Source organism: Planctomicrobium stercoris (assembly GCF_051465655.1).
GTDB lineage: Bacteria > Planctomycetota > Planctomycetia > Planctomycetales > Planctomycetaceae > Planctomicrobium.
On record NZ_CP195791.1, the window covers coordinates 5,584,077 to 5,597,683 of the forward strand.

Consider the following 13,607-nt stretch of genomic DNA (forward strand, 5'->3'; position numbering starts at 1 on the left):
TCATCTTATGCGGTCAGACTGACGATCTCATGACACAGCCCAGGTTGCAGCGGCTGCGGCTCAACCACGGCTGAACAGGTGTGTCAAGACCATCTGCATCAATGAACTCAAATGGAATCCAGGTTCTTCACCAGCTGGGGTTTTGATCAGAGCGAACCCTGTTAGAATACAACGTCCCTTCCGGAGGATCCGGTTGGACAATGTCATCTGATCACATCGGGATCCGGAGGACTCTGCTCCCCCGCCCCACTCGATAGCCCACAAATTCGAAACGCATCCCAGTCCGGAATGCGTTGTTATTGAAAACCAAAGAGATTTGCACATGGCCACTGATGAAGCTGTCAACGAAATGGATGAAGTCGCCAAGACAGCAGTCGAAGGTTCCCTGGAGGGGATCGACACACAGGAACTCGAGGAGTGGTTCGAGTCCCTCGAAGATGTCCTCCATCGCTACGGTCCGGAAAAGACCCAGCAGCTGCTCGTGCATCTCCGTGAGCGGGCCTATCACCGTGGCGTGATGATGCCCTTCTCCGCGACGACACCGTACATCAATACCATCCCGGTCTCCGAGCAGCCGCGTTACCCCGGCAATCTGGATCTCGAACGGCAGATCAAGTCCATCATCCGCTGGAACGCGATGGCAATGGTCGTCCGTGCCAACAAGAAGACCGAAAAGTACGGAGCAGTCGGCGGACACATTTCCACCTACGCTTCGTCAGCGACCCTGTATGAAGTCGCTTACAACCACTTCTTCCATGCCCGCACCGCCGATCACACCGGCGACATGGTTTACTTCCAGGGGCACGCTTCGCCCGGAATGTACGCCCGTGCTTTCGTGGAAGGTCGCATCAGCGAAGATCATCTGGAAAACTTCCGACAGGAAACCCGTCGCGGCACTGGACTCTCCTCCTACCCGCATCCGTGGCTGATGGAAGACTTCTGGCAGTTCCCGACCGTCTCCATGGGACTGGGACCGATCTGCTCCATCTACCATGCCCGCTTTCTCCGTTACATGGAACATCGCGGCCTGCTGGACACTTCCAAGTCACGCGTCTGGGCCTTCCTGGGCGACGGCGAAATCGACGAACCGGAATCACTCGGAGCCCTCACACTGGCTTCACGGGAAAACCTCGACAACCTCGTCTGGGTCGTCAACTGCAACCTGCAGCGTCTGGATGGTCCCGTTCGCGGAAACGGAAAAATCATTCAGGAGCTGGAAGGGGCCTTCCGCGGTGCCGGCTGGAACTGCATCAAAGTGGTGTGGGGAGGCGACTGGGATCCTCTGTTCTCACGCGACTACAACGGCAAGCTCGTCAAACGCATGGGAGACATTGTCGACGGCCAGTATCAGAAATACAGCGTCTCGCAGGGTGACTACATCCGCGAACACTTCTTCGGCGGCGATCCGGAATTGCTGGAACTCGTCGATCATCTCTCCGATGAGCAGCTGGAGAAACTCCGCCGAGGCGGTCACGACCCCGAGAAGGTTTTCGCGGCCTACAAGGCTGCCACAGAGCACCGGACCGGCCCGACCGTCATTCTGGCGAAGACCATCAAAGGTTACGGGCTGGGTGAAGCGGGCGAAGGACGTAACGTCGCCCACAACACCAAGAAGATGAACCTGGACGAACTCAAGCAGTTCCGGAAGCGGTTCAGCATTCCCATCGGCGAAGACGCCGTCGAAAAGATGCCGTTCTACAAGCCCGCTGAGGACAGTGAAGAGATGGCCTACCTGAAGGCCAAACGCGAACAGCTCGGCGGTCCCATTCCGGCCCGTAAGCCCACCGCGGAACGTCTCGAAGTCCCCGGACTCGACGACAAGGCCTTCGCCCGCCAGCTCAAGGGAACCGTCGACACCAAGTCCGAAGCCAGCACCACGCAGGCCTACGGAGCAGTGATTCAGGGACTGATGCGGCACAAGGTCATCGGAGACCGCATTGTCCCCATCATTCCGGACGAAGCCCGTACGTTCGGAATGGAGTCGATGTTCAGCACCTTTGGCATCTACTCCAGCAAGGGACAGCTGTACGAACCGGTCGACCGCGTCAACGGCAGCCTGATGTACTACAAGGAAGCCAAAGACGGACAGGTGCTGGAAGAAGGAATCAACGAAGCCGGAGCGATGAGCTCCTTCATCGCAGCAGGGACTGCCTACAGCAATCTCGGCATGAACATGATTCCGTTCTACATCTATTACTCGATGTTCGGATTCCAGCGTGTCGGTGACCTCATCTGGTGCGCCGCTGACAGCCGGGCCAAGGGATTCCTGGTCGGCGGAACTTCCGGCCGGACCACTCTGAACGGAGAAGGTCTGCAGCACGAAGACGGCCACAGCCACCTGATCGCCACCACCGTTCCTCAGCTGCACTCCTATGACCCTGCATTCGCCTATGAGCTGTGCGTGATCATTCAGGACGGCCTGAAGCGGATGTATGCGGACGGAGAAGAAATCTTCTACTACCTGTCCGTCTACAACGAGAGCTACGAGATGCCCGCGATGCCCGAAGGAGATCACGTCTCCGAAGGGATTCTCAAGGGGATGTACAAGTTCAGAAGCACCGACAGTGCGGAAGGTCAGGAGCACCGTCCGCAGCTGTTTGGTTCGGGAACCATCCTGAATGAAGTGCTGCGTGCCCAGGCGATCCTCAAAGAGAAGTACAACATCGGGACCGACGTCTGGAGTGTCACCAGCTACAGCGAGCTGTGCCGTGACTCCATGGACGCCGAACGGTGGAACTTCCTCCATCCGACCGAACAGCCCCGTCAGTCCTTCCTGATGAAGCAGCTGGACGGTATTCACGGCCCGTTCATTTCCTCCAGCGACAACGTGCGACTGGTGGCCGACCAGATCCGGCAGTGGATCCCCGGCAAGTACACCGTGCTGGGAACCGATGGCTTCGGCCGCAGCGATACCCGGCCCGTCCTCCGTCGCCACTTCGAAGTGGACGCCGAATGCACCGCTTACGCGACGCTGCAGGCCCTCTCCGAGTACGATGCCTTCGACGTGAGACAGCTTCCGCAGGTCCTCAAGGATCTGGGAATTGATCCGGAGAAGATCAGTCCACGACTGGCGTAAGTCCCAGTTGAATTCTGTCGAATCCCGTTTAGCTGCACACTTCACGTGTGCAGCTAAACTTTTATGGCTCCTATGCCGTCCGCCGTATTGTCGATTCTTCTTCCGGGTGATATTTTCCAGTGGAAGATCGGCCCCCTGACTTGAGTGAATGTCACGGTGACGAACTTGAGCCAAGGGCCCGGCATGAAACGTTTCTGTCCTTCCTGTCATCGACCGCTGCAATCGAACGCAAAAATCTGCGTCGACTGCGGGATTGATCTTTCGACAGGCCGCTCGATCCGGATTACGCATGGATTCGACAAGAAACGGGTCTACTCAACGACTCGGGATATTCTGAATGTCGCCAGCTGGTTTGCTCCGATTGGCGTCTTCCCGATCCGCTCCGAAGCCTACGCGACTCGTGAACCGTTCGCTGCCTGGGCCATTGTTGTCACGATCATTGTCTTCAGCACCCTGTTCTGGACAGGGTCATCCTCGCCACGCGTTCAAAGGTCGCTGAAACAGGCGATGCTCTGGTGCGGCACAGAGCCTCCCAGCAGTGAACTGATTGAAGCTCTTTACGAGTACACCGACCGCGGGAACCTGGAGGCGTACGACGCTGAGCTGGGCCGGCTCGAAGCGCTCATGCCGGAGACGGATCATGAGGAACTCGCCCAGCAGGCACTTGCCAATCTGCCTGTTCATGAACGGGTGATTGGCGAATTTCGGGTCTACCAGCTTCTCAGTCATGCATTCCTGCACGGTGACATCGTTCATCTGGCAGGGAATATGATCGTGCTGCTGATCCTGGGATCCAAGATCAATGGGGTCACCGGGAATGTGGCTTATCTGCTGCTGTTTGCGTTCTTCAGCATCACATCGGGACTGGTGGAATATGTATCGCTGATCGGAGAGCCGTCGATTGCCTGTCTGGGAGCATCCGGCGTGGCCATGGGAATGGCGGGGATGTACCTGATCCTCTTTCCCGTTCAACGGGTACACGTCGTGGCCTGGATTCGCCCGGCGGTGTTACTGATGAAGATCTTTTCCTGCCCGGGCATGGTCATCGTTCTGTTCTACATCGTGTTCGATGTCATCGCTGTTGCGTTTTCCTGGAATGACAGCACTGCCCATTGGGCCCATCTGGGCGGGTTCATCACCGGCATCGTTGTCGGTCTGGCCTTGTTGCTCGGACGTCAGGTGGACAGTCATGGCGCGGACATCCTGTCCGTCTTTATGGGACGCGGTGCCTGGGAGTGGATCGGGACTCCCAGCGAACGAGCCGAGTCTTCCATTCTCTCAAAGTGGCCGTAACGTTCCAACTTCTCATCCGCAATCGAAGGACTGGTGATCAATGCTCGTGCTGCTGATGGACATGATTGTCATCTGGTTCCTTCTGAACTTCTTCTCGGATGAGAACTGGGATGACAGAAAAGGAATGCTTTTCGTGATCACGCTGGTGATCGCATTGTGCGGCGGCGCGATTCTGACGTTCTTAGGTCCCTATCTCGGATTCTTCAGCCTCGGGGTTTACGTCCTCGCAGGGGGCGTGCTGCTCAAATTCCTGGCAGATCTCGACTGGCAGAGAGCCTTTCAGGCCATGAGTGCGTTCCTGGTCTACAAGGTCATCCTGATCGTGCTCCTACTGCTCGTATTCGCCGGCTTGTCCACCGGATCGTGGGACGAAGAGGAAGTCCGGTTCGACCGACCCGCTTCTCAGCAGACCGCTCGAATTTGCTGAGTCGGCCGCGATGAGAGAGCCGCCCTCCCTTACGGACGAGCTTCCGCGATATTCTCCAGCAGCAGTGAAACCAGCGACGTCCAGCCTGTCTGATGACTTGCTCCGCAGCCGCGTCCGTTGTCGCCATCGAAGTATTCGTAGAACAGCACCAGATCCCGCCAGTGGGGGTCGTCCGCATACCGGGATTCCTCTCCATGCGCCGGGCGCCGACCGGTCTCATCACGCAGGAACAGTCGGGTGAGCCGGTGTGCCAGTTCGCACGAGACCTGCTTGAGATTCATCCAGTTCCCCGAACCTGTCGGGCATTCCACCTTCAGAGTATCTCCGTAGAAATGGTGGTAGCGTTCCAGCGACTCGATCAGCAGGTAGTTGACGGGAAACCAGATCGGCCCCCGCCAGTTCGAGTTGCCTCCGAACAGTCCCGTCGTCGATTCCGCAGGATCGTAGTTGACACGGTGTTCCGCCCCACCCGCCTTGCAGGCATAGGGATGTTCCAGATGAAACTTCGAAAGCGCCCGGACGCCGTAAGGAGAGAGGAATTCCTTCTCATCCAGCAGGTAACGGAGCATGCGTGCCAGACGTTCCCGCGAAGGAATTGCCAGTAACCGGCGGTCGTGAACTTCATCCCCGATCGATTCCGGATCCGGCTGCATATATGAAATGTGCTGCGCGAGATCCGAGCGGTATTTCAAAAACCAGTCGAGCCGCTTTTTGAATCCCGGCAGGGCATCGATCTGCCCCTGATCGATCACTTCAACTGCAAAGAGCGGAATGATCCCGACCATGGATCGCACACGCAGAGGGAACGTCGCTCCATCCGCATCCAGGACGTCGTAGTAGAACCCATCCCCCTCATCCCAGAGTCCTGTCCCCCCCAGCGTGTTCATGGCATCCACGATTTCCACGAAGTGTTCGAAGAACTTGGACGCGATGTCTTCGTAGGTGTCGTCGAACGTCGCCAGCTCCATCGCCATCGCCAGCATCGTCAGGCAATAGAATGCCATCCAGGCGGTTCCGTCCGCCTGCTGCAGGTGACCGCCCGTCGGAAGCGGTTTGGAACGATCAAACACTCCAATGTTATCCAGCCCCAGAAAGCCCCCGGCGAACAGGTTTTTCCCATCCGGGTCCTTGCGGTTCACCCACCAGGTGAAGTTCATCAGCAACTTCGTGAAGACCCGCTTGAGGAACGGCACATCGCGTTCGCCGCGATTCCCGGTCATCTTATAAACCCGCCAGCAGGCCCACGCATGCACCGGGGGATTGACGTCGCTGAAGGCGAATTCATACGCGGGGAGCTGCCCGTTGGGATGCATGTACCACTCTCGCAGAAAGAGCAGCAGTTGCTCCTTCGCGAAGTCTCCATCCATGCGTGCAAACGGGAGCATGTGGAAGGCCAGGTCCCACGCTGCGAACCAGGGATACTCCCACTTATCCGGCATGGAGATAACGTCGCGGCTGAAGAGATGTTTCCATTCCTGATTCCGTCCGAATCGATGCCCCTCGGGCGGAGGAGGCTGATTCGCATCTCCCTGCAGCCATTCCTTTACCACGTAGTGATAGAACTGCTTGCTGGTGAGCAGACCTGCATAGGATTGCCGGCTGACAGCAGCCTCATCCTCTGTCTGCCGGGGAGGGAGGGCAGCTGCATAGAATTCATCACATTCGCGTTGTCGGGCTGTAAAGATCTCATTGAACTTCGCCCCGAATGCCTGTCCTGGAGCTTCATCCACTCTGGTCAGCCGGAGTTCAACGGTCTGACACGTTCTGGCAGGAAGTGTCAGGACGTAATGGGCAGCTGCCTTGGTCCCCACCTCTTGCGGCTGAATTGCCTCCCTGCGGCCATGCACAACGAACTCGTGGAACGCATCCTTCACGTACGAATGCGGATTGCCGTAACCAAAGAGACGATGTGAATTGGTGTCGTTTTCGGTGAAGAGAATCTCCGGCAGCGTTCCGTGAGGAGATGGGCCCGCTGTCCATTGAAATCGTCCCAGAGTGGAATGATTGGCCAGCACCTCGGCCCCGGATTTCCGTTCCAGATGCGGTTTCAATTCGGTCTCATCGAACTCGCAGCCGAAGCTCCAGGTGTTTCTGAACCACAGGGTCGGCAGCAGATGCAGCGTCGCTTCGTCGGGTCCGCGATTGGAGATGGTGACGCGAATCAGGATGTCGTCCGGGCCTCCCTTGGCGTACTCGGTCAGCACATCGAAATACCGGTTTTCATCGAAGACCCCGGTCTCAAGCAGTTCGAACTCGGGATCATTACGACCACGTCGACGATTCTCTTCCACCAGCCTGTCATAAGGAAACGCCGCCTGCGGATACTTGTAGAGCATCTTGACGTAGGCGTGCGTCGGCAGAGAGTCGAGATAGTAGTACGCCTCCTTGACGTCTTCACCATGATTCCCTTCCGGACCAGTCAGGCCGAAGAGCCGCTCTTTGAGGATCGGGTCATTGCCATTCCACAGCGAGATCGCAAAGCAGAGCCGGCATTCACGGTCGGTGAAGCCCATCAGACCATCTTCGCCCCAGCGGTAGGCGCGGCTGCGAGCGTGATCATGGGTGAAGTAGTCCCAGCACTCGCCCGTGGCGGAGTAGTCTTCGCGAACGGTCCCCCATTGCCGTTCGGAAAGATATGGCCCCCAGCGTTTCCAGTTGGCTTCCCGCGCAGCTGCTGCCTGCAGGCGAGCATCTTCGGCACACGGCGGGGCCGGAACCGCGCGGCCCGCTTTTCGATAGGCTGCGGGAATCACCGGAGACTTCTTCGATCGATGGGCCATGAGGCAATCCTGTGAACTTTCATGCGGTGAATATCCAGCATCGCGCGCACATGATAGACCATCCCGACCTAATCTGTCGCGAGCATGGTTTCGAGGATTCGCAGCAGTTCCCCCAGAGACCAGGCCTGAAACGGACATCCACGCGGGATCTGACGCGAGCCCGTCGCCTGCTGGGTCGGCTCGCCGTCCGCAATTTCGGAAACATGTCCCAGTCCCGCTTCATCAAGATGATTCAGAAGTGGCTGGACGAACCGGGCCCGGGCAACGGTTTTATTTCCGTCAGTCTCTCCGTGCACACGTAACCATGCTTCCACGAACGGTCCCATCAGCCAGGGCCAGACGGTCCCCTGATGGTACGCTCCATCCCGCGCGCGAACATTTCCCGTGTAATGAGGTTGATAGGCCGGGTCAGCCGGCTCCAGCGTCCGCAGTCCCAGCGGCGTGAGCAGGAGTTTCTCAACCGTGTTCACGACGCTCTTCGCCTGATCGGGCTCGAGCAGGGAAAGGGGAAGGCCTCCGACAGCGAAGATCTGATTCGGGCGGATGCTTGCATCGACCCTGCCGGGCTGATGGTCGACGTCCACGACATCAAACAGGCACTGACGTTCCGGGTTCCAGAAGCGCCGTTGAAAACTGGCCTTCGCCTGATTCAACAACTCCCGCCAGCTGGGATCGAACTGGCTGGCGAACTGCAAAGCGTTGATCCACAGTGCCTGAATCTCGACCGGCTTTCCAATGCGGGGCGTGACAATCCAGTCACCCACTTTGGCATCCATCCAGGTGAGCTGGACACCGCTGACTCCAGCGGCGAGGAGTCCATCGGAATCGGCCCGGATCTGAAATCGGGTCCCCTGCTGGTATCCCACGAGAATCGAAATGACCGCCCGGCGAAGTTGATTCCGTTCGTCGATCTGAAGTGTCTGTCCGTTCTTTTCCAGCGTATTCAGATAGTCCTGAACCGCGATGATGTACCACAGCGAGGCATCGACCGAATTGTATTCCGGCTGCGACTTGCCATCCGGGAATCGATTGGGAAGCATCCCTTCGGAAATGGTCCCTGCCCAGTCGCGAAGGATTCTGCCTGCATCTTCATAGCGTTCGGTGGCCAGACACAGACCTCGCAGGGAAATGAAGGTGTCACGTCCCCAGTCGGTGAACCACGGATAGCCCGCGATGATTGTCTTGCGGGGGCCGCTGCGAACGATGAACTGGTCCGCTGATCGATGCAGCCGCGAAGGGAACTTCAATCGCCGCACCCGCTCAATACGTTCCAGCCGGGAAACCAGCTGTTCGACCGATTCGTTCGCCTCCGTCTGCAGAGTTCGCTCGCCGGAAGCTGTGAAGATCAGAACCGCGGGGGAGTGATTCAAGTCGAAGCGAAACGTCCCGGGCGACGCCAGATCTTCACAGTCATCAAGACCCCGTTCCGCTTCGGCGGTATAGAAAAACCGTCTGAACCACAGCGGTTCCATGGTGTAGGCCCCGTTCGAAAGGGCAACGATCTGGGGAACGCCCTGATACGGTGACCAGACCAGTCGTTGACTGTCGCCGGTGTGCTGAAACTCGAAGGCGCCGTTCTCCAGATGGAGCGAATGGTAATCCCTGCCGGAAATCAGCGGACGAACCATCAGCTGAACGGGATCATGGCGGGCTTCAAGAAGGGACCAGCGGATCACCACTGCCGACGAATCTCGAGGGACAAAGATCTCCTGACGAATCTTCGTGCCGTCTTCGAGGGCATAATCCCACGTCGGCCAGGGCCCGGCCTGGAACCCCTGAATCAGGCGATCCCCGTGAGGGTGGATCACGTTGGGCAGGTAACGCTGCGAAGACAGAGCAGAGATTCCAGCGGCCGTCTGGACCTGAACCTCCATTCCGTTGACGAGGACAAAGCGGGAATTGTCCGCCGGACTGGCTGCCAGCAGAAGCGCGTGATAGCGCCGAGTTCTGCGCCCGGAGATCGTTCCAGAGGCAAATCCCCCCAGGCCATCGGTCTCCAGCCATTCGCGATCGGTCTGTTTCATCATGTCTGCTCTTCTCCGCCCATGACTTCATTCCAACCTGTGCATGGCGGATTCGTCAATGGACTGAAAGTTTCCCAACGGATAAGCTGCGATCGCGCAGTTCCACACACTTTGACTTGAGGAGTCAGTACGATGGGTGATCGCGGCAGCAAGGACAAAGGACAAAAAGAACAGAAGAAGAAACCCCAGCAGACGCTGAAGGAGAAGCGCAAGGCCAAACAGGACAAGCGCAGCGGCTCTTCCGGAAGCTGATGTTCAACACCGGCGAGCGGGAGACGTCATTCTCCCGATGTCTGGAAGAAATTAAAAAGAGTATCGGGGGGCAATCGCCCCCCGATCACCGATCAGATCACAAAGTCGGTCTTCTGACCCAGAATGCGGTCGACCAGATCCTGCGAGAGCTCAATTGACGCAGATGAACCGTCGTCGACGTCCGTTGGGTTGATTCCGCAATATTGCGACCAGGGTCCCAGGTGTCGCCAGCGTCCAGCACGCTTCGGCTCTCCGGGAAGCACCGGCGTGGTGCAGCGATTGCAGCCAATGGTCGAGAACCCCTGTGCATGCAGCGGGTTCACAATCACAGGATGTTCTTCGAGGTAGGCTTCCATCTGCTCATCGGTGAAGTTCGCAAGCGGATTGATCCGCACTGTGTTCATCTCGACGTCAACCGCCAGGATTGGGCAGTCGCCCCGTCTTCCGCCGTCAGCGCGACGCAGGCTGCCGATGAAGGCATCATATTGACCTTTGACCGCCAGCAGCGGTTCCACCTTCCGCATGTGGCAGCATTCTTTCTGTCCTTCAACAGACAGGTACAACACGCCGTACTTCTCCGTCTGCTGGGTCATGGTCAGCGCCGGCGTGAGAGTGCGGACAGAGAGTCCGTATTCATTGGCGATGCGGTCACGTGTCTCGAGGGTCTCCTGAAACATCACGCCGGTATCGACGAAGAGCACCGGGACGTTCAGCTTCAGTCGCGAGATCATATGAGCGACAACGCTCCCGGACTGCTGCATTGCCGACAGGGAAGCGAGTCTGTTTCCAAATGTCAGGCTGGCCCAATGCAGGAGTTCATCGGGGGATCGATCTTCGAAAGTCTTGGCCAGCTGATTCAGCTGCGCCTGCGTCAAACTTGCCATCAATTATCCTTCAACACTTCCATATTTCTGACCCGCGCCGCAGCTTCCCGATTCTCAGGGCCCATGGTTGCAGTTTCGGCGGCGGGGTCGCATTCAGACAGTCGTTCGTGATTGGTCCCGAAGTGTAGGGGGACGCCGATTTCCAGACAAATCGATTTCCTCAGAGCGGTCCGGAAAGGGACCATCGAGTCGCAGTTTCCGCAGATTTCCCGCGATGAAACCCTGCAGAGATCAGGATTTCGAAGATTTTCCCCGAGTCGGTCTCAGACGACCCAGGTCTGGAAATCGACCTGATCCAGTTCGCGATCACTCGAACAACAGGGGAGCGGCCGAACCTCCGACAGCGGCCCCTCTTCAATCTCCGACCGCTCCTGACACGTCGAGGGGCGGTCTGCCTGCAGCAGGTCATCGCATTCCAGATTCAGTGGATTTTCATCGAAGAGCATGGGATTGGGAGTATTCATGGCTGCCCTCCGGAGTCGGAAGCAAGAAGTGCGGTCTCCGTATTTTAAATAGATTCTGTCCCCGGGTCACTCAAATTCCATGTGGGAATTCAGATTTCGAGGAGTGGGCGCGGGTTCTCGCACTCGGAGAGTGCGAGGTACGTAGGCCGCACTCTCCGAGTGCGGCATTTCTCTCGGTTCACCTCAGTTCGCCCAGGAGATCATGTCTCCCGTGAATCGCTCGTAGAACAGGAACCCGATCCTCTCACTCAACCGGGAAAGGTATTCCGACTGGAAGGACATGAGCGACTGCTCGTTCGAGGATCGGGGCACCCGCGTGGGAAACTCGAAGTCGAGTTCCTTGGTGAAGATCCGCTCTCCTTCTCCGGTGAACTTCTTGTCGACCATCTCCATTTCCACAACATGGATGTACGCTTCTGACTTGCCGCGATACAGAGTCGTGCTGCTTCCCTCATGCAGGGTGAATTCGGCCAGTTCAACTTCAATCACATAATTAGCGCCAAACGCCTTGCCGATCTCAGACGCTTTTTCCCAGTCCGGATTGGCATCGGTCCAGGCCTTCACATAATCCGGGTGAATCATCTTGATGTGATTCTGTCCGAGCCGGTACGCCACCGCTGTGGCAATCTGATCGTCGATCTGTGGAAATTTCCATTGCAGCTCTTTGGGAGCAAAGCAGACCACAGCCACCGTCTTGCCCGGTTCGCTCATCGACTTCCCGGTCTCTGCATCGAAATCGGGTTCGATGGTCGGAGGACCATGCAGCAGATAGCTGAGGAGCACGAACTGCGTGCACCCGGAACTTCCGATGCAGATCAGGCAGGCGGCCAGTAGTCCACGGATCATGGCACGTCTGCTGCGGACCGGAGGAGATTGAAGCGTCGTCATGACAGTTTCCACGGGGGAGATACGTTGATGCGTTGTTTCAGGCTGTCTTGTCTGATCTGAGTTGTGTCGTCTGGCGGACGGACGGCTCTGCTAATTGGCGTACAGTTCGCTGCGGTTGACGGTATAAAACGCAGCCCCGAGATTGTCGGCCAGCCGGTCAATGAACCGCCGGATGAAAACGTTCTTGGGGGTGGAATCGACAGCGACCGGGTAGGTCGTGGGATAGCTGGAGCGGAACGCCTGTTCGAAGACCTGAACCGCGTGGTTGGCCTCGGTCTCTTTGCGAACCTCGTAGCCAATGATTCTTCCCGTGGCATTTCCACGATAGAAGTTCGGGCTGGATTCTTCCTTGTAAGAGAATTTCTCCAGCTGGATATGCATGATGTAATCGCAGCCTTTAACCTCGCGGGCCAGCACCTGAGGATCGAAGGTCCCCCCGAGTCGATCCAGAACTTTCGCTGCCGAGTCGGGGTGCAGCACCGTGATTTCATGCCGTTTCATCCGGCGAATCAGCTCTTCTTCGACATCTGAAGTGAGAGTGCCGAAGGCTTCCTGAACCAGTGCGGGAGCACTGACGTAAATCAGCACACTCTTCTTGTCTTTTGCTAATGAGATTCCAGTAGCCTGCTCGAATCCGGAAATCTGGACCGGATCTCCCAGCAGCACCTTGGTCATCATGACCATCGTGTTGATGCAGCCGGTCTGAGCAAACAACAGACTCGCTGCCAATGAGACAAGCAGGCATTTGCGAGTAAATCGCAGTGCCGGCCTGAAAGCTGGAGGATGGTGCATGAACGTGGTCCTTCACGAGCCGCAAAATCATGGAAGACGAACAGAGTTCGCTCGTCTTCCATGACTTATGGAAGAATCCCCAAAGTGGATTCTTCGATCACACCGGGTGATCTGCTTTTCAGGGGGGAGGAAAAAATCAGGAGGCCATCAGTCGTGCAATCCATTGCACCAGCGTGATGACGCTGAGAAAGGTCAGGATCCAGGAAAGGAGGGGAAGGGGGGAATGGACTCGAATCAATCTGCCCTGAAGACTGCTGAGCAGTCCCCAGAACACAAACATCAGACCGATCAGTGCTGCGGCAAAGCCGGCGGCGTTCGCACGCAGTGAACTGATCCATTGACCGCGTACGAAGTGTGCGAAGCTCGTCGTTCCACCACAGCCCGGACACGGCAGGCCAAACAGGATTTTGAATAAACAGGGGGGAAGGCCGAGCTGCTGATGGCTGCCAAACCCTCGCGGGTCAGGAGTCACCAGAAGACAGGCCAGGAAGCCGCCGAGGACCATCAGACTGATCAGGCACAACACAAGACGTTGCGACTGGCTGAGCGGCACTCTGGAAGCTCGAAAAGGGAAAGGAATTCAGGAATGGAAGCCTGTCTTAATCGTGCAGCCTCACAGCGACAACCCCACTTCATCCGCCCTTCGGCACCGCTTTCGACCGAGCATCCCCGAATCCAGAGTATTTTGCAGTCTTTTCGCTGGAATTCGCACAAAGACTGAAGAAAT

Annotated in this window: 10 protein-coding genes; 3 read left to right on the forward strand and 7 right to left on the reverse strand. The window is 57.3% G+C overall.

All coding sequences use genetic code 11. The annotated features are described in order from the left end of the window. The first annotated feature begins 349 nt into the window (after positions 1 to 349). The 3 genes from aceE (at position 350) to SH661x_RS22665 (ending at position 4,796) form a co-directional block, all read left to right on the forward strand. Positions 350 to 3,076 (forward strand): pyruvate dehydrogenase (acetyl-transferring), homodimeric type, encoded by a 2,727-nt coding sequence (gene aceE, locus SH661x_RS22655; protein WP_437231237.1) that lies wholly within the window; start codon positions 350 to 352, stop codon positions 3,074 to 3,076. A 183-nt stretch (positions 3,077 to 3,259) separates the two neighbouring features. Continuing rightward, positions 3,260 to 4,369, forward strand: coding sequence for a rhomboid family intramembrane serine protease (locus SH661x_RS22660; RefSeq protein ID WP_437226335.1), 1,110 nt, complete (start codon positions 3,260 to 3,262; stop codon positions 4,367 to 4,369). Positions 4,370 to 4,409: 40 nt separating this feature from the next. Further along, positions 4,410 to 4,796: a hypothetical protein gene (locus SH661x_RS22665; RefSeq protein ID WP_437226337.1), complete on the forward strand. Its 387-nt coding sequence runs from the start codon at positions 4,410 to 4,412 to the stop codon at positions 4,794 to 4,796. A gap of 29 nt (positions 4,797 to 4,825) precedes the next feature. Here SH661x_RS22665 and SH661x_RS22670 read toward each other — a convergent pair whose 3' ends face one another. The 7 genes from SH661x_RS22670 to SH661x_RS22700 form a co-directional block, all read right to left on the reverse strand. Continuing rightward, on the reverse strand, positions 4,826 to 7,576 hold the full coding sequence (locus SH661x_RS22670; protein ID WP_437226339.1) for an MGH1-like glycoside hydrolase domain-containing protein: 2,751 nt from the start codon (positions 7,574 to 7,576) through the stop codon (positions 4,826 to 4,828). A gap of 68 nt (positions 7,577 to 7,644) precedes the next feature. Beyond that, positions 7,645 to 9,603 (reverse strand): amylo-alpha-1,6-glucosidase, encoded by a 1,959-nt coding sequence (locus tag SH661x_RS22675; RefSeq protein ID WP_437226341.1) that lies wholly within the window; start codon positions 9,601 to 9,603, stop codon positions 7,645 to 7,647. 341 nt (positions 9,604 to 9,944) lie between these two features. Then, the gene (locus SH661x_RS22680; protein ID WP_437226343.1) at positions 9,945 to 10,736 is read right to left on the reverse strand and encodes a phosphoadenylyl-sulfate reductase; all 792 of its coding nucleotides are present in this window, start codon (positions 10,734 to 10,736) and stop codon (positions 9,945 to 9,947) included. A 263-nt stretch (positions 10,737 to 10,999) separates the two neighbouring features. Continuing rightward, positions 11,000 to 11,200: a hypothetical protein gene (locus SH661x_RS22685; RefSeq protein ID WP_437226345.1), complete on the reverse strand. Its 201-nt coding sequence runs from the start codon at positions 11,198 to 11,200 to the stop codon at positions 11,000 to 11,002. Between the two features lie 183 nt (positions 11,201 to 11,383). Then, the gene (locus SH661x_RS22690) at positions 11,384 to 12,088 is read right to left on the reverse strand and encodes a hypothetical protein (protein WP_437226347.1); all 705 of its coding nucleotides are present in this window, start codon (positions 12,086 to 12,088) and stop codon (positions 11,384 to 11,386) included. Positions 12,089 to 12,178: 90 nt separating this feature from the next. Beyond that, positions 12,179 to 12,880, reverse strand: coding sequence for a hypothetical protein (locus SH661x_RS22695; protein ID WP_437226349.1), 702 nt, complete (start codon positions 12,878 to 12,880; stop codon positions 12,179 to 12,181). 136 nt (positions 12,881 to 13,016) lie between these two features. Continuing rightward, on the reverse strand, positions 13,017 to 13,433 hold the full coding sequence (locus tag SH661x_RS22700) for a DUF2752 domain-containing protein (RefSeq protein ID WP_437226351.1): 417 nt from the start codon (positions 13,431 to 13,433) through the stop codon (positions 13,017 to 13,019). Positions 13,434 to 13,607 lie beyond the last annotated feature (174 nt).